The sequence below is a fragment of the Butyrivibrio sp. FCS014 genome, assembly GCF_000526935.1.
Taxonomy (GTDB): domain Bacteria; phylum Bacillota; class Clostridia; order Lachnospirales; family Lachnospiraceae; genus Butyrivibrio.
Genome location: NZ_JAHA01000007.1, coordinates 425,019 through 444,104, shown reverse-complemented (window position 1 = coordinate 444,104; position 19,086 = coordinate 425,019). Strand labels below are relative to the sequence as shown.

The 19,086-nt window shown below is 49.0% G+C and carries 9 protein-coding genes; 5 read left to right on the top strand and 4 right to left on the bottom strand.

Translation table 11 applies throughout. From position 1 onward, the window contains the following. Positions 1-21: 21 nt before the first annotated feature. Both T456_RS0108655 and T456_RS0108650 read right to left on the bottom strand, forming a co-directional pair. Entirely contained in the window at positions 22-918 is an 897-nt protein-coding gene (locus T456_RS0108655; RefSeq protein WP_024865796.1) for a hypothetical protein, read from the bottom strand. Positions 919-1,519: 601 nt separating this feature from the next. Then, complete coding sequence (locus T456_RS0108650; protein WP_024865795.1) at positions 1,520-3,817, bottom strand: glycoside hydrolase family 9 protein; 2,298 nt, start codon at positions 3,815-3,817, stop codon at positions 1,520-1,522. A gap of 189 nt (positions 3,818-4,006) precedes the next feature. On the opposite strand from T456_RS0108650, the gene T456_RS19620 reads away from it, so the two are divergent. From T456_RS19620 to T456_RS0108625, 5 genes are read left to right on the top strand one after another with little or no spacing between them, the layout of a single operon-like run. Next, positions 4,007-5,326: an MFS transporter gene (locus T456_RS19620; RefSeq protein WP_035801503.1), complete on the top strand. Its 1,320-nt coding sequence runs from the start codon at positions 4,007-4,009 to the stop codon at positions 5,324-5,326. 6 nt (positions 5,327-5,332) lie between these two features. Further along, positions 5,333-8,521, top strand: coding sequence for a response regulator (locus T456_RS21250; protein ID WP_051464996.1), 3,189 nt, complete (start codon positions 5,333-5,335; stop codon positions 8,519-8,521). Between the two features lie 11 nt (positions 8,522-8,532). Next, positions 8,533-12,240 (top strand): PAS domain-containing hybrid sensor histidine kinase/response regulator, encoded by a 3,708-nt coding sequence (locus T456_RS21245; RefSeq protein ID WP_024865794.1) that lies wholly within the window; start codon positions 8,533-8,535, stop codon positions 12,238-12,240. A gap of 28 nt (positions 12,241-12,268) precedes the next feature. After that, positions 12,269-12,631, top strand: coding sequence for a response regulator (locus T456_RS19600; protein WP_024865793.1), 363 nt, complete (start codon positions 12,269-12,271; stop codon positions 12,629-12,631). Between the two features lie 16 nt (positions 12,632-12,647). Beyond that, positions 12,648-14,069, top strand: coding sequence for an HD domain-containing phosphohydrolase (locus T456_RS0108625; RefSeq protein ID WP_024865792.1), 1,422 nt, complete (start codon positions 12,648-12,650; stop codon positions 14,067-14,069). A gap of 53 nt (positions 14,070-14,122) precedes the next feature. Here T456_RS0108625 and T456_RS0108620 read toward each other — a convergent pair whose 3' ends face one another. Both T456_RS0108620 and T456_RS0108615 read right to left on the bottom strand, forming a co-directional pair. Beyond that, positions 14,123-15,319, bottom strand: coding sequence for a BMP family ABC transporter substrate-binding protein (locus T456_RS0108620; protein ID WP_024865791.1), 1,197 nt, complete (start codon positions 15,317-15,319; stop codon positions 14,123-14,125). Next, positions 15,316-18,969, bottom strand: coding sequence for an HD domain-containing phosphohydrolase (locus tag T456_RS0108615; protein WP_024865790.1), 3,654 nt, complete (start codon positions 18,967-18,969; stop codon positions 15,316-15,318). Before T456_RS0108615 ends, T456_RS0108620 begins: the two co-directional genes overlap by 4 nt. Positions 18,970-19,086 lie beyond the last annotated feature (117 nt).

The following is a 19,086-nucleotide window of genomic DNA, read 5'->3' as shown; positions in this document are numbered from 1 at the left end:
GTGGGTGTTACTTTATCATGATCACTCAGCGTTTGCTGCGTTCTCAACTGAAGCGATGAACTCATCACTTAAGAGCTGGCTGTATGTGTTGATATCCATAACAACGTTACCGTTGCTCTTTGCTGCGAATACGGGATACTTGATGAAACCAATCTTCTTCTCGCCTGTAGGAGCATCCTTCTCAACGATTGTGATTCTGTCTACAGTGTGATACTTGAAAGCATTGCTTACATTGTTTCCGTTGGAATCCTGCATATAGAAATCGAAGTACTTCTGATAGATCTCACCTGTTGTAGGATCCTTCATCTCAAGCATGATGTAGTTGTTGTCACCGTGGCCCATATCATAGGCTGTTCCGATAACTGTCTGGCCATATACATACTTGTACTGGAATACAAGAAGCTTTGTAGCCATCTCACGACATCTTGAAACCTGGTTTGTAGCTGCAAGACCTTCGCTGATTGAATTTACTGAAAGAAGAGCGTTGTCCTTAGCAGCTGTCTTGAGGTAGCTTGCTGCCTTCTTATCATAGACGGGTGTTGTTTCTGCTGTCTCAGCGGCCTCAACTACTTCATCAGATACAACAGCTGTATCCTCTGTAGCCTCAACAGCCTCTACAGTCTCCTCAGTTGCAACAGTCTCGTCTGTAACAACGTCTGCATCTACAGTCTCTTCTGTAACTTCTGCTGTCTCAACAACCTCAACTACTTCCTCGTCGTCAGCAACTACTGCATCAACTGTGCTCTCAGCTACAACCTCAGCTGTCTCCTCAGTTGTCTCAACTGTCTCAGCAGCCTCAACTGACTCAACCTCTATATCAACCTCATTTGCATCTGCTGCAAAAGCTGTAACGGGCTGAAGTGTAATAACTACACCTGCAGCAACTGCAAAAATCTGAGTCATTGTTTTATTAAACATATTTGTGTTTCTCATAATTGTTCGTACCCTTTCTTTGTGTGCTTTTATCTCTTTTTTGTGGCTGCGTTTGTTAAGCAACTTGACGATAATATCACATGGGCAATCATACGAGCAATCATATTGGAAACTATTTTTGTATTTTCGGTTTCGGTTTATTATTTTTTGTATCTCTCCACTGCATTTATCATTTTCCTTGCTTTACAGTGGATTGTAGCCCTCTCCGACGCAAAGCATTCTACAAGCTGATTGAGTCGGTAAAATAGCCCCAAAACTTGACGCTATATCGACAAAAAGCCTGTTTGAGCACTTGGTTATCGGGATAGCGTTTGCGTTTTGCGAATTCCGCACATTTTATCGTAAATACTACCGACGCATAGCTCCATAACAGACAAATGCGTCGGAAATGCCTTGCCGAAATCATCGAAATCTTGTAAGTTCGCCGCGGCAGACGATAGGTCATCCGCAAAAAAGCCCCGGCGGCCTCCGCCTGGAGGCACACCGGGGCATGCACATCATTTATAAAAAATTGATCAGGTCATCGCACCTTCGTCGATTTCTGATTTTCTCAAACAAGTCGATCTCACGCGCCCAGACAGCTCATTTACCCGTTGATCTCTGCTGCCAGCAGATAGATCAGCGGTGAGTTCCAGTAAATGGTGATCTCGTTTGTAGAGTAGCTCTGGGAGTTGTCGGCGTAGCACTTGGCGCTGGGCTTATCCTTAAGTACGTTCTGTACGTAAGGGTCGTTGAGGCCGTTGTTGGGGCCGCCCACAACCATTCCGGGTACAGTCACGCCCAGTGCCTGAGAAGGCCTGTGGTGAGGGTGCTCGGGATAGATGCTGCCGTATCCTGTTACAAAGCAGTAGCCTGTTGCGTTATTGCCGAACAGGTAGTTAAGCTGCTTGTCTGCTGCAACCCTGTCATCGGAATCGATAAGTCCCTTCATCATGAACAGGTACTGACCGTTGTTGGCGATGGTAAGGTTACTTCCCCAAGGATAGTCGCCAATGATGGATGAGCCGTAGGGATAGGTTGCAGCATTATCAACAATGCTCTTGCCCATCTTCTGAGCTTCTTCCTTAACCTTGGCAAGGGTATCCTTGTCAGTGGGCTTGGCTGTCAGATATGCATATCCTGCGTAGCCTGCAACTCCCTGCCATCCAAGGGAATAACCGTTAAGTGCAAGCTCTCCTGACATTGACTTCTCATAAGCTGCATCGCCTGTTGTCTTAAAGAGCTCTGCGTATGCCCAGAATCTCTCGTCGATATCAACTACGTCCTCATATTCACCGGTGGAAACGGTGCTGGGATTCTTGTAACCCTTTGAATCTCTGGGAGTTACATCAAGATACTGCGCTGCTTTCTTTGCAGCCTCAAGGCACTTGTCTGCATAGGCCTTGTCTGTCTTCTCATATACTCTTGCGGCGATGGCCATAACACCTGCAAAGTCTCCTGTTGCTGTTGTGGAAACAGGCATGATAACCAGCTGGTCTGTCTCCTCCTCGGGCATGATCTCTCCGGGGAAGTTTCTGCAGGTAACCTTGTGGTAAACGCCGCCGTCTTCTCTTTGCATCTTAAAGAGCCAGTCAAGCTCGTACTTAGCTTCATCCAGTATGTCAGGGATTCCGTTGCCGCTCTCGGGAATTCCAACATCATCTCCAAATACTCCCGGATAATTCTCATAGGCAAGAAGAAGGTCTGCTGCTGCCTTTGCTCCTGCTACGGAATATCTTCCGTAGTCACCGGCATCGTGCCAGCCGCCGGAAACATCAAGGCTTACAGAGCTGTCCTCATAGAGAACCGCCTTGTCGTTGTGGCAGACAGGATGAGCAAATACTCCCGCAAGGTCGCTTGTAAGCTCAGTGCCGCAGCGCTGGTAGTACAACATCTTTATGGATGCCTTGAATACGTCATCGTATACATCCTTAGCAATCCTGAAGGAGGCTGATACAACATCCCCCGCTTCTATGTGATAAGCTCCCTCATCCTTAACAGATGAGAAATCAAACAAAGCATCTTTTTCTCCGGCATCGGGATCATCTGTGCCGGCGCCGATCTGTGCCTCAAGTACAGCCTTACCGCTGTCCTCATTCACAAGCTTTGCGGTCTGATTAAGGGCATCTCCTGTGAGAGTTGCGCTCTTGTAGGCATCTGGGAGATATCCGATCTGGTTAATTGCGATATCCGGCATATCAATCTCTCCGCTTCCTGCAACCTTGCCTGATGCATCCTCAAGGGTCAGTTCAAAGTTGTCAAAATAAACATGGTGTGGTCCCGGATCCTCGGCAAAGCTGTCAACCATTCCTATGTTGAAGCAGAACCTCGGTGCAGGATCACTGGTTTCCTTCATGGTGAAGGTGTACTCATAGTGCTGCATTTCTGTTCCGAATTCCACGATCTCCTGGTAGTAGGCGTGATAATCACCGCCGTTTAACTGGAAACGCATCTCTCCGGTTCTCTCGATATTGCTGTATGCATCAAAGCTTATCTTGTAGACGCATCCCTCATCCAGCGAAAATCCGTCGTGGTAGATCTGCACGCCGTGGGCAACGGTGCCTACGCTGTTGATGCTTACATCCAGTTCTCCCTCCTTGGTCAAAAGAAGTGAGCACTCACCGTCCTGACAGAAAGAAAGCCAGGGGTCAACACCTGCTGAAAAATCTCCGTTGCTCAGCATATTTTCTCCGGTAACAAGATCCTCTTCGGCTTCTTCTGCAGGCTCTTCCTGAGCCGGTTCTTCCACGGTTTCCTCAGCTGTCTCTTCCGCAGCAGCCTCGTCTGCAGCAGTCTCCTCGGCTGCCGGCTCCGCAGGCGCAGTATTGCCGCATCCTGCCGCTGTAACCGTCATTGCCCCCGCAATGGAAAAGGCAAGCAGCTTCTTAATAATCCTTTTTTTCATTCCTCACGCTCCTATATCAAAAACTTTTTTCCATTAACCATTATACAACAATGTTAATCCCGGGCAATCCTCCAACATGCGACTAATTAGTCCGGATGAAGCTAATAAAAAAATAACTAACCATACAAAAAAACAGCATTTAATTAACTGTTTGTAGTATGATTAATAGTATAGACAGGAGGCACCTTGATGCAGACGGAATCTAAGAAAAACGGAATTTCATTCTGGATTATGATATGGCTTTTGGGCCTTGCGGGACAACTGTGCTGGAACATGGAGAATCAATGGTTCAACACCTTTGTTTATGCCAAGATTGCCAAGGATCCCACCATAATTTCCTGGATGCTTGCCATATCCGCCTTGGCCACCACCATCTCCACATTCCTTTTCGGCTGTATCTCCGACAGAAAGGGCAACCGTAAGAGCCTCATCTCCTTTGGCTATATCCTGTGGGGCATATTCACCATTCTTTTCGGAGCCACACAGTTTCTTCGAAATGACAGCAAGACCGCGTCCATCGCAGGCGTTGCCTTCGCAGTTGTCGCCGCTGATGCCGTAATGAGCTTCTTTGGATCCATGGGAAATGACATCGGCTTTAACGCCTGGATAAACGACCACATGAACCCCGATAACTCCGGATCCTTAGGCGCAGCCCTCGCTGTCCAGCCCGTTATCGGAACCATCGTGGGAACTGTCCTTGGTGGACTTCTTGTGGGAGCTGACGACAACTACATGCGTCTTTTCGTTGTTATAGGCGGAAGCGTCATCCTTCTTGGAATCGTATCCCTTCTGTGGATGAGGGACTCAGAAAACCTTCGCCCCTCGGTAAAAGGAAGCTTTTCAAGCCAGTTCTTTTCCATATTCAATGTAAAAGAGTATTTGAAGCACCGGGAGCTTGTGTTTGTAAACCTGATGCTTGCAGTGTACTTCATATCCTTTAACGTATATTTTTCCCATCTTGGGAATTTCATGATCTACTACCTGGGCTTTACCGCTGATACCATGGGCCTTATTGAGGGAGTGGGGCTCCTTGTGGCCATGTTCACCACTATCCCTGCCATTAAGCTCATTCAGCAAGGCAAATCTTCGCTGATCGTTCTTGGCGCTGTTATCATCAATGCCCTGGGGCTTCTGGTCATCGGTCTTTTCGTGTCACCAACCAACGTAAATCCCGGTTCCATCTGGAATCCTCATCTGCTTTTGGGAGTATTGTTCGTGGGAATCGGCTATATGCTGTTTCTTCAGACCGTCACCGTGTGGTCCAAGCGCCTTTATCCTGAGGACGCCAGGGGCCAGTTTGAGGGAATCCGCATTATCTTCTACGTGCTGATCCCTATGGTGGTGGCTCCCCTTATTTCCAATCCCATTATCAAAAGAAGCGGTGAATTCACCGATGAATACGGCTTTACCGAGTACCTTCCAACCAATGCGCTTTTCCTGGCAGGAGTAGTCCTTGTTCTTCTGACACTGATTCCCCTTTGGGCTGCCGGGAAAGTTAAAGAGGATTGACAGCCTATGAGAAAATCCGTAAAAAAAGCAGCGATATGCGCCATAGTCCTTCTTCTGTTCACAGCTCTTTTCCCGAATCAGGGCAGGGTTCTTGCCGCCGACAATACTGCAGACGTCGTAAGGGTCGGCTATTACGAGAATGAGGTCTTTGAGGAAGGGGCCTCTCCCGACGCTGTGAAGACGGGCTATGCCTATGAATATTACCGCAAGCTCTCGGAGTACACCGGCTGGAACTATGAGTATGTCTACGGCGGTTTTGGCGAGCTCTATGACATGCTGCTTTCCGGAGACATCGACCTTCTTGCGGGTCTTGCAAAGCGCGAAGACCGCCTGGATATAATCGGCTATCCCTCATCTCCCATGGGAAATGAGATCTACACCCTTGTAAAACACGATGACGACACCTCGGTCACCTACTCTCCCTCTTCCGTTTCAGGGAAAAGAATCGGTGTCCTTCAGAGCGCAATCGTGGATATCCTTGAGGGGTATCTGAATGAACAGTCCATAAACGCGCAGGTTGTCACCTTCGATGATTACGAGTCGCTTTTTGATGCCTTCGACAATAAGGAAGTTGATATCCTTGCCGCTGAGGGCGACGGTGCCTACGGCCGTGATCACGCTGAAGTCATCTGCACCTTCGGAACCTCCGATTATTACCTCTGCGTCAGCAAAAGCCGTCCGGATCTTCTTGCGGAGCTTGATCAGGCCCAGTCCCTTCTTGCCATGGAGGATCCCAATTATATCAGCACCCTGCGAAGCAAATACTACTCCTCCAGCGTTTCCAGCCACACCTTCTCGGAGGCTGAAAGAGCGTGGGCTGCAGAGAACTCCTCTTTAAAGGTCGGATACCTAAATAACTACCTTCCCTACAGTTCCACCGACAGCGCAGGGAACGTGACAGGTATCGTAAAAGAGATCATTCCCCGTATGCTGACGGACATGGCACTGACGGATATTGAGGTGACCTACACCGGCTACGACAACTACGACGACATGATCTCTGATATAAGGGACGAGAAAATAGATGTCTGCTTCCCTGCAGGGGGAGGCCTCTTCTACTCCGAGGAAAACGGCATATACCAGTCCTCACCTGTGGTTTCCGCCATCACTGAGCTGGTCTACAAAAACGAGTATGAAAACGCCGGAAGTCTTACCTTTGCTGTAAATGAAAACAACAGAATGCAGTACTATTACATCCTCACAAGCTTCCCCGAGGCGAAGATAGTTCTTTTCCCTGATATAGATGCGTGCCTAAACGCCGTTCTAAAGGGTACGGCAGATGCCACAACCCTCAACGGCCTTCGTGCCAATGAGATACTGAAAAACAGCAAATACAAGGGCTTGTATTCCAGGCAGCTGACCAGCCCCGATGACCGGTGCTTTGGTGTAAAGATCGGAAACGAGGGACTTTTAAAGCTCCTCAATCGCGGGATCAAGGTAATCGGCTCGGAGTACCCGAGAGAGGTGTCCAATCACTATTCGGATGAGCTTTATACCTATACTTTCCGGGATATGGTGCGGGATAACCTGTGGCTGTTCCTGGCACTGTCCCTTCTTATTGCGCTGCTGGTGATCGTCCTTGCTATAAGAGACCTTAAGCGCACCCGGCTTGCCAATCAGATGAAGACAAATTTCGTCTCCAACATGTCCCATGAGATAAGGACTCCCATCACCGCCATCCTCGGCATGAACGAGATGATCCAGCTGGAGAGCAACGACGAGAAGATAGTCCACTACTCCGAGAACATAGAAAAGGCCGGCGAGAGCCTCCTTGGCATAATCAATGATATCCTTGATTTTTCCAAGATCGAGGCCGGCCGCATGGAACTGGTGAATGCGCCTTATTCCCTGCCTGAGCTTATAAGCGAACTGCAGATCATGGTCATTGCAAAGGCAGAGGAAAAAGACCTGCTTTTTGAAATGCAGATAGATGAAAAACTGCCCACCTCCCCCATCGGAGATGTGCAAAAGATCCGACAGGTAATGACCAATATCCTCTCCAATGCAGCGAAGTACACCAAGGAGGGCTCAGTAAAGCTTAACGTAAGCCTCATGTCCATGGATGATGACTCTTTTACCATGGAAGTTGCTGTTGAGGACACCGGAATCGGCATCAGGGCCGAGGATATGAGCAAGCTCTATTCCGCTTTTGACAGGCTGGATCTTGAGAAAACCGGAACCATCGAGGGATCGGGCCTTGGCCTTGCCATAAGCCAGAACCTTCTGTCCATGATGAACAGCGAGATTCACGTCACCAGCGAATACGGCACCGGATCCCGCTTCTCCTTCCTTCTTCACCAGGGAATTGCGGACAGAACCCCGATCGGCAAGTTTGAGCCCGTGGATACAGACACCGGCAGGCATCACAGAAAGCGAGCCGCTTCCTTCACTGCCCCGGATGCAAGGATCCTCATTGTTGATGACACTCCCATGAACCTTCAGGTGGTCTGCGGACTTCTAAAGGGGAATGGAATGAAGGTGGATACTGCGGAGAGCGGCGCGGAGTGCATAGCTCTTTTCCGGGATAATGAGTACGACATGGTCTTCCTTGATCAGCGCATGCCCAATATGGACGGCGTGGAGACCCTAACTCAGCTACATAAGCTCTACCCCAAGGAAGCCGCAAAGACACCAATCGTCTGCCTTACCGCCAATGTTCTCTCCGGCGGAAAAGAGATGATGTTAAAGGCCGGCTTTACCGACTACCTGACAAAGCCTGTGACCCTGTTTGGCATGGAGCAGATGCTTCTTAAGTATCTTCCAAAGGAAAAGGTGCATAAAACAGCCCCAAAACCTGAGGCTGAAGCGTCGGATACGGCATATACACTGCCGGAAGCCATCACTTCCATAAAGCAGCTCAACATAGAGCACGGAATCGATTACTGCGGCGATGAAGAGGAATATATTGAAGCGCTGAAGGTTTTTGCGGACTCGGCAAAAGAAAAGTCTGCCCGCCTTGAAGAACTTTGGAAAAGTGAAGACCTTGATGATCTCTCGCTCCTTGCCCACTCCGTAAAGAGCACCTCCCGTGCCATCGGAGCGGACGAGCTTTCGGAGACGGCAGCACAAATCGAAGCCGCAGCCAAAAACAGCGACGCCGATTCCCTTAAAGAAATCCTTCCGGGATTCGTCCTTAAATATTCGGACCTTGGAACAGAACTTGAAACCGCCCTAAGTAAGACAGATCAAGATTAAGAGGTATCTCAATGCAACTTAACAGACATATAAGCGATGAAATTATGAATACCATCCCCTCAAAGGAAGGAATGTCCGCAGCTGAGTGGCTGGCGGAACAGATGCCCGGCGGCTTCTTTATCTACCGCGCTGATGATACCATGGAACTTCTGTATGTCAACCAGTCCACCTGCGACATCTACGGATGTGAAACGGTGGAAGACTTCAGGGAGCTTACAGGCAACACCTTTAAGGGAATGGTGCATCCTGAGGATTACGAGGAGATCCAGAGCTCCATAGACCAGCAGATCCATCATCCCTCAAACCGAAGGAACATTGATTATGTGGTATACCGGATAATCAGAAAGGATGGCTCCTTAAGATGGGTGGATGACTACGGACATTTTGCTACTCTCACGGGATACGGTGAAGTTTACTATGTTTTCATTGAGGATATTACCGAGAACAGGATTGCCGCCGAAGAAAAGGAAAGAGTCCGCGCCCTCTCCTATGCCCTGGAGCAGGCTGAGCAGGCCAACAACTCAAAGAGCGCATTCCTCTCCAACATGAGCCACGAGATAAGGACTCCCATCACCGCCATCCTTGGAATGAACGAGATGATACAGAGAGAGACCGACAATTCCGTGATCCTGGACTACTCGGAAAATATCAGGAAAGCCGGTGTGAGCCTTCTTGGCATCATCAGCGACATCCTGGATTTCTCAAAGATAGAGACCGGAAAGATGACTCTTGAGCATGAAGAGTACTCCCTCTCCTCTCTTGTGGTGGACCTTTATAACCTGGTGCAGTTCAGGGCCGAAGCCAAGGGACTTGACCTTAATTTCAAGGTTGACCCTACCCTTCCTGCCCATCTTGTCGGCGATGAGATCCGCGTAAAACAGGTCATCACCAACATCCTTACCAATGCCGTTAAGTACACCGAAAAAGGTCACGTAGACTTTGAGATAACCCTTAAGGACAAGGACGAGGACAGCGTAAGCTACGAGGTTTCCGTTACAGATACCGGAATCGGAATCCGCAACGAGGACATGCAGCGTCTGTTTGAGCCCTTTGACCGTCTGGACCTGAAAAAGACCAGGACCATTGAGGGAACGGGCCTTGGACTTGCCATAACAAGACAGCTCCTTTCCATTATGGGAAGCGAATTAAAGGTGGAGAGCCGTTACGAAGAAGGCTCCAGGTTCTCTTTTGTCCTTACTCAGAAAGTTTCGGACTGGGCACCGGTGGGTGAATTCGATCCGGTCCCCCACAACGATGAGGCCACCGCCACCCGCAGCAAGCGCTCACTGTTTACGGCTCCGGGTCTTAGCCTCCTTGTAGTGGATGATACCCCCATGAACCTACAGGTTATAGCGGGACTTCTTAAGCGCACCAAGATCCACATCGATGTTGCCACCAGCGGAGCCGAATGCATCGAGAAGTTCGGAAACGAGCACTATGACATGGTATTTCTGGATTACAGAATGCCGCAGATGAACGGAATCGAGACCCTTTTCAAACTAAAGGAACTCTATCCCGATAAATATGAGAAGACCCCCATCATCTCTCTTACCGCCAGTGCGGTGTACGGGGACAAGGAGAAGATGCTTAAGGCCGGCTTTACCGATTACCTGTCAAAGCCCGTAAACATCGATGAGATGGAGCGTATGATGATCAAATACCTCCCTCAGGACTCCATAATATTAACCAGCGGCACACAGAGTGAGGCCGAGGATGACGAGCTCTCAAAGCTCCCGAAGGTGATCTTCGACTATCCTCAGCTGGTTCCCGAAAAGGGCATAGAGTATTGCGGCGATGCGGAGGACTACATCTTTGCGATTGAGACCTACGCCATGTCCATTGACGTAAAGGCGACCCAGATCGAGAACAACCTCAAGGACGGCGACCTTGAGGCCCTTGCCATCAACGTGCACTCCTTAAAGAGCACCTCCGCAGCCATTGGTGCAATGGAGGTATCCGTCAAGGCAAAGGCCATGGAGATGGCGGCAAAAGCCGGTGACAGCGCTGCTCTTTCCAGGGACATTCCGGTGCTTCTTTCCAGGTACCGCGCTCTCAAGGAAATACTGTCGGATGTACTGAGCAACTATGAGAACAGCGAAGAAGCCTCCAAAGTTGCCCTCAAAGTGGTTGAGGAGGAAAAGAAGCAGATGCTCACCAGAGCCCTTGCGGAGGCCGAGCGGGCAAATCTTGCAAAGACAGCTTTCCTCTCCAACATGAGCCATGAGATAAGAACTCCCATGAACGACATCGTGGGACTTTACAATATAGCCCTTAGAAAGCCCGATCTTGATGACGACACAAGACAGATCATAACCCAGATCGGAGACAGCGCAAGGCACCTCATTTCCCTTATCAATGACATACTGGAAATGAGTCTTATAGAATCAGGAAGCATGAAGCTCAAGGAGGAGGATTTCTCCTTCGGAAGCATGCTGGAGCAGATCAATACCGTAACCGAATCCAAGTGTGATGACAAGGAGCTTGCCTTCAACTGCAACGTGGTGGGCCAACTGGATGACCACTACATAGGCGATGACTTAAAGCTCAAGCAGGTGCTCTTTAACATTCTGGAGAATGCGGTTACCTACACCTCTGCGGGAGGCAGTGTCTCTTTTACGGTAAAAGAGACAGAGCGAACCAATTCCACGGCTACCATTGCTTTTGAGATAGCGGATACCGGCAAGGGCATAGATCCGGAGGATCTGCCGCAGCTCTTTGAGCCCTTTGCAAAAGAGACAACTGCTGCCGGGGTTCGCACCGGCAACACCGGGCTTGGTCTTGCCATCACAAGTAACATCGTCGACATGATGGGAGGACATATAGATGTGACCTCCGAAAAAGGAAAGGGATCTGTTTTCACGGTCTACATTCCCTTCGGAATCTGCAGCGATGCCCAAAGCAGCAGATATTCCTTCGATCCTGCCCTTCTTCGGGTACTTATCGTGGACGATGATATCACTGCCTGCGAGCACGCTAAGATGATCCTTCGCCGCATAGGTGTTGAATCCGAGTATGTTCAAAGCGGTGAAGATGCCCTGTCCATGTTTAAGAACCTGCCGGGCCATAAGCCGCCCTTTAATCTCCTGCTTATCGACTGGAAGATGCCGGAGATGGACGGCATAGAGCTCACAAAGCGCATCAGGGAAATCTTTGGCAGGGAAGATGTAGCCATTGTTCTTACTACCTACAACTGGTACGAGATCATGGAGGAAGCCTTTAAGGCTGGAGTTGACGGCTTCCTTGCAAAGCCCATGTTTGCGGACAACCTCAAGGAGGAGCTGGGCAAGATCCTGGCGGAAAGGAAGCTGGATTCCATGAAGTCCAGAAGAGCTGCAGCTTTAAGCGGCAGCAGGGTGATCCTTGCAGAGGACATGGATCTAAATGCCCGCATCATGGAAAAGCTCCTTGGGATGAACGATATCACTGCAGATTATGCCTCCGACGGCGAAGCAGCGGTAAAGCTGTTTGAAGAAAGCGCCGTTGGCACCTATGACGCGATACTGATGGACATCAGGATGCCTAAGATGAACGGTATTGATGCAACCAGAGCGATCCGCAAATTAAACAGGGCCGATGCAGCCACAATACCCATCATCGCCCTTACCGCCAATGCGCTGGATGAGGATGTGAGGCTCTCCTTTGAGGCAGGAATGAACGCCCACCTGGCAAAGCCCATAGAGCCCGATGAACTGTTTACGGTAATGAAGAGTCTGATATAAATAACTTCTAAGATCAGGAGGAAGAAATATGAGTAACATACTGCTTATTGACGACGATGAAGATATGCTGGCCATGACAGGCCGCTGGCTGGAAAAGGCAGGACACAGTGTCCAGAAGGCAACCTCCGGAGAGGATGCTTTAAAGCTCATTGCCGGACAGAAACCGGACCTTGTTCTTCTTGACTACGCAATGCCTGTAATGTCAGGCCCCGAGGTACTTAAGGCCATCCGTTCCAACGGGGATCTTAAAGATATCCCTGTGCTTTACAGGACAGGTCTCGATGATGCGGATGAAGCCAACGCTGACAGCGAATTCAAAGCAGACGGCATCGTATCCAAGTCAGAGGGACGCCCCGCTCTCATAGCGGCTGTTGAGGCCATTCTAAGCTAAGGAAGGAGACTTTCATATGTACTGGGTTGTTGTGGTTGACGATGACAATGATAACCGCGAGCATGTGTCAAATGTTCTTACCAAAAACGGTATAAAGGTGACAAAGCTCTCCTCCGGAGAAGAGCTTTTAAACTATGTGGAGGGAATGGTTCCCCTTCCGGACCTTATCCTTCTTGATGTGATCATGCCCGGAATGAACGGCTTTGAGACTCTTGAAAAGCTCCGTGAGCGCCCCGATCCTGAGTGCACCATACCTGTTATATTCTTTACAGGAGATGAGGATATCGGCACGGAGACCAGGGCCCTGCACCTTGGGGCGGTGGACTTTATACGTAAGCCTGTTGTTCCTGATATTCTCAATCTCAGAGTTAAGCGCACCATAGAGTTCGAGCGTCTTCATAAGGATCTGGCAAAAGAGGTAGAGAAAAAAGCCAGAGAGAACACCCGCCTTACGCTCCACGTGGTACAGACTCTGGCGGAAGCCATAGACGCCAAGGACACCTATACCAACGGTCACTCCGGCCGTGTTGCCGCCTATTCAAAAGAGATTGCCAAAAGATACGGCTACGACGAGACGAGACAGGATGAGATCTACATGATGGGTCTTTTGCATGATGTCGGTAAGATCGGCGTTCCTGACGTGATCATCAATAAGACTTCAAGGCTTACCGACGAGGAATTCGCCGAGATCAAAAAGCACCCTGTTGTTGGAAACAAGATCCTTAAGAATATAAAAGAAATGCCAAAGCTTGCCTTCGGCGCAAGATGGCACCACGAGAGGATCGACGGCCGGGGCTATCCTGACGGTCTGAAGGGAAATGAGATCCCGGAGGAAGCCAGGATCATAGCTGTTGCGGACGCCTATGACGCCATGACCAGCAACAGAAGCTACCGTGAACTCATGCCTCAGGCGAAGGTAAGAGAGCAGATCGAAAAGGGAAAAGGCACCCAGTTTGATGAGCGTTTTGCTGATATCATGCTCGGCATGATCGATGAAGACACCGAATACAATATGCATGAGGGAACCGTAAAAGAGACTGATCTTAGGGAGAAATCCTCTGAGGAAGCCATACAGCACATGGATGAACATGCTGCCCTTCCCGATGAGCTTCTTAAACTTGAAGGACTGGATACGGATCTTGGAATCTTCATGTGCGGCGACATAGAAGATTATCTTGAAGCCCTTAAGGTCTTTGCCGACTCCATACCACTTAAGTCCGAGAAGATAGAGAACGCCCTTAATGACGGAAATATTGAGACCTACACCACTTTAGTTCATTCTCTTAAAAGCTCGGCCCGCACTGTTGGTGCATCAGATCTGTCCGAGCTGGCAAGGATGCTGGAGCTGGCAGGCAAGAACGAAGATATTGATACAATAAAGGCTGAAACACCGACGCTTCTTAGCATGTACAGAGCGCTAGAAAAGCGGCTGAAATAATAAAAATAACGGGGACGCTTGGCCTTGCCTTAGCGTCCCCGTTTTAATCCGTTCTACTCTTCAATTGTTACAACATCTTCCAAAATATAGTGGAACAGCGGATATGAAGTATTTTCATTCTCCTTGTAGCCACTTGTAAGACTTATGGTATCTGAAGGATCATCAGGATTAACTCCCTTATAATTTCCCTTGAATACGAAATCTCCATTGCCGCGTTTAAACTGTTCTATGGCCGCATCCATGGCCTCCTGGGTTCCCGGGGCTGCCACCTGAAGGTTTAAGTCCAGCATCTCGACCCATCCCTCTTCAAATCCCGCAGAAACATCCGATCCGTGGATACGTCCGGTCACCACGGATTCAATATCCCTGTCATGCAATATCGCATCCACTGCCTCAAGTACGTAAGGTTCCCAGCACACCCTTGAGGTTACAAGAGATGTACCCGGAGCAACCTCCGACATACTCTGGTTGTATCCCACAAAGTATACCGGTATCTCTTCTTCTGAAGCCTCTTCACAGGCAATAGCCGGACCGATGGTGTCGGTATGCTGAGAGATGATAGTGCAGCCTTCCTCTATAAGTTTCTGAGCTGATCTCTTTTCCTGAGCGTAACTGCTCCAGGTGTTGGTATAACATACCCTCATCACCGCATCGGGTACTACGGAACGAACCCCCAGAATAAATGCTGTGTAACCGGAAATAACCTCCGAGGTGGGGAACGCTGCAACGAATCCCACTATGGCCTGATCAGCGGTTATAACGCCATCAGCAATCATCTGCTTTATCTTCTTCCCTGCGGCAATGCCGCTGACATATCTTCCCTGGTAGGCCTCCCCCTTAAAGGTGTGATAATTTTCGGGAGTGCTCTGCCCGCTCATATCCATATAGGACGCCTGACAGAACTGAATATCGGGATATTCCGGCGCCATTTTTAATACCAGATCGCTGTAGCCATTGAAGAAAATGATGTCGCAGCCCTTTGCTGCCATTTCTCTTAAGGGCTCTTCCATCTCCTCATCCAGCACATTGCTGCTGGTAAAGATCGTCACCTGTTCTCCGTATTTCTTTTCCAAAGCATCCTTCGAAAGAGAAAAGTTATAGGTATAGGGTGTACTCTCGTCATTGTCGTAGATGAATCCTATGGTCAGATCCTCCCGTTCGGCTCCTATATTCAGAACCCTGAACAATCCCACGAAAGCAGCCAGTATGACAATACACGTCAAAAAAGTTACGATATATTCCCGCTTCATACCTTTGCTCCTTTCTCATCAGAAGAGCTGTCCTTACTTTCCCCCTTCATCTGTGCTTCCTGAATCTTCTTGTCTTCCTCAACGCGGCGCTTTAACTCTGCATCCTGTTCTGCATTGTCAATCTCCGCCCTCTTCTGAGCATAGATAGCATCCAGATTGATCTCTCCGTTTTCCACCAGGCGGAAGAATGCATCAAGAGCCTCCGGATCAAACTGCGTGCCGCGTCCACGCTTCATTTCATTCATAACGTAATCCGTATCCATATGATTGCGGTATACACGGTTGGAAGTCATGGCATCAAAGGCATCCGCCACTCCTATTATCCTGGCAAAAAGAGGTATCTCCTCTCCCTTCAGGCCATCGGGGTAGCCCTTTCCGTCATATCTCTCATGGTGGTATCTGGTTCCATCCACAACATGCTCTACCAGCGTAAAGTCTTTCAGAATCTCCGCACCGCTTAAAACGTGGGACTTCATCTTCACATATTCATCATCCGTGAGCCTTCCGACTTTATTAAGAACCCCGTCCGGAACTCCGATCTTACCGATATCATGCATCTGGGCGGCTTTACTTAAGTTCGACAAAAATCTTGTTCTCTGCCACCACTTGTAGCATCCCATTTCCTGGGCAATAAGCACCGAATACTCCGCAACTCTGGTGGAATGCTGGTTAGTTCGAACGTCCTTGGCATCGACGGCATTCGCTATAGCCATAACCGTCTGATTGGCCATGTTGATCTTGAACTGCTGCTGGTTCAGCTGTCTTTGAACTATCATCCATGTAACCCAGATAACGAAGGTGGTGAGAAGAAGTACCATGTATATCCTGAAGCCTCTCTTCTCATAGAGTTCACCTTCCTTAACAAGTCCAAACTTGCGTTCCTCAAGGACCTTGTCACCGGCGCTGTCAAAGATCGCAAGGCGGAAGGTATAATGTCCCGCAGGAAGATTTATATAGATAATATTGTTCAGACTGTTCTGAGGTACAATAGTCCACTGATTATCATAGCCTTCAAGGATATATCCAACGTTCGGCTCCTGAATGGTATAATTCAGGATCTCCGGTGACAGCTCCACACGGCTTACGCCCTGTCCCACAGTGATATCACCCATACGGGCAATGGGCTGCAAAACTCCGTCCATGCGGATGGATGCCAGCTGCATTCTATAGGAACGCACATCGGTGTTGTATTTTTCCACGTCTATAACATAAACTCCGGTATCGCAGGGAAGATACAGCTCCCCGTCACCGTTGTAATAGTTCCATGAGTTCGCAGTAAGTGAGGTTCCAAGGCCTCTTCTGGCATCCAGAAGCTCCCAGGCCATCTCTCCGCCTGCCACCAGCTCATCACGGCCTACAACGTATATTCCGGCACTGGACATGACGAATAGCGTATCCTCGTCCTTAACCCAGATATCATAGTTATTAAAGTACGGGAATTTATCGAGGATCCTGATGCTTTCATCGGGTTCCATATAGCAAAGGCTGTTACTGGTTACCAGGAACACACCCTCGGACTTGGGATCCTTTATGGTACGAAGGATAACTCCGCTGCTAAGGCCGTTCTCTCTGGTAAGCATCCGTTCCACCTTACCGTCCTTAAGTACAGCTATTCCGTCGCCGTCGGTTCCGGCAAGGATAGTTCCGTCGCTGCGCTCCGTGAGAGTCAGGATCATGGAATTGATAAGGCCGTCTTCGTTACCGATGGTGCGCTCTATCTTGTGATTTTTGATATAGCTGATTCCGGTATCTCCCGCTGCCAGGATTGTTCCGTCGGAAAGCCCCGTGACAATCCTTGATTTGTTGCCAAAGCTTCCGTTATCTGCGTTATATTCCCACTTTTCACCTGTGGGTGAATATTCCATCAGGCCGCTTCCGTAGGTACATACCCACAGATGCTCATGGCTGTCCACATACAGGCATCTGATTCTTTTTCCATCAAGCTCATCCGTAAGATTGCTGGTTATCTGCCTGTCACCCTTCTTGTCCACAACATCCAGGCCCTTGTCGGTACCGATGTAGTAACTGTCCTGCCACTTAACTATGGCGTTCACCACCTTACGCTCCATTCCTATGGATCCGTAAACATCCTTGAAAGGTGATTTTGACATGCGCAGAAGTCCCAGTCTTGAGGATGTAAACCACAGATTTCCCTGGTAGTCATAGAGCATATTGTCTATGGAGTTGTTGAACTCATTGGTATTGAGCTTGTGGTAACCTCCTGCATCCATGTAGGACACACCGCTGTCTGTGGAAATGAACAGGGTTCCGTTGTTTATGTAATTTAAGTTGTTGATATGCTCAACGTCCTCGCAGCGAAGAACTGTAAGGAGTTTGAAGTTGTCGTTGGAAACATCGTAGCTGTAGATGTGGTTGGTGGAGGTACCCACCATAAGGGTGCCGTTCGGTGCAAAGGCACAGCAATTGAATTCCTCTTCTTCATTGGGCATCTCTATCCTTCCAATGATCTCGCCCTTTTTCAGAAGGAAAAGAGTTCCGTCTGAGGTGACCACAGCCACATGGTCCGCCTCATCGGCACTGCTGCTCTCCACATAATTCACGTCGTTAAGGGTATTTACAGCCTTAAGTCCATTGTTCATCACCAGTATCTGCATGTTTCCGCTGGTACCGACATAGTAATATCCATCCGAAGCTCTTATGATGCTCCTTACGGAGTTGGAAGGAAGTCCGCTGGACATATCCAGCACATTCACCACTTCTTCCCTGATAACGATAGACAGTCCGTTATCATTTGTGCCGATCCAAAGTCGTCCCTCTTCGTCCACATAGAGACAGTTTACGTTTTTAACGGATTCATAATCATCTATCCACCTAAACTCCCTGCCGTTGTAACGGTAGAGCCCTGCATAGGTTCCGATCCACAGAACACCGTCGTTGGTCTGGGCTATGGCATTGGCTTCGCCGCAGGGAAGTCCGTTGTTGCTGCTGTACAGAGTCTGTACATAATCGTTGTAATCCACGAGCCTCGTATTGGTTCTGGCCTCCGCGATCTGGGCCGGCGCAAACATAGAAAGTCCAAAGGAGAGCAAAAGAGCTATCACCGTTCCCTTAGCTGTGCCCCGCTGAACTGCCTTGTCATTTATATGGCCGTCCTGCTGCCGCCTTAAAAGGATAACGATGTATACCGCAGCCATGCAGAGCACTTTATCCGCAAATTCCAGTGACATCTGTCCTGCCACAGCACAAATAAAGGGTGGCCATTGTCTGCTCAAAAGATAGCTGATAATGCCGTCACCCCATTTATTTCCCGTATAACCGTTATGAACAATAAGATTTAAGGGCACAGAAACCACAAGTGCCGTAAGAACAGCTAAAGAAGCAGCTTTCATGAAGCCGTAGAATTGATCGAACCAGCGCTTTTTGGCCGCATTACCTACAATAATGCCCAAAGCTATGCTGGTAAGGGCATAGAACAACGAGAGGTGATTTACCATGGCATAAGCCAGGTTCCCGGTACAGCCGACAATGGCACCGCACACAGGCCCGGCAATACAGGCACACAGCGCCGTTCCAAAGGAATCAGCCCATAACGGCCACTCCATATGGACAGCCACCAGTTTGCCTCCCACATTCATACACACACACAACGCTACGAATAGAACAATCTGCCAGATCTTCCATTTTTTCATAGGTTTAGGTCCTCCCGCCGGTACATATAATTATAGCACAGTAATGCCCATGCAACATGGTAAAATGCCAAATATTTATCGCAATACCATAAGTTACCTATTGCTAACAATGAAATG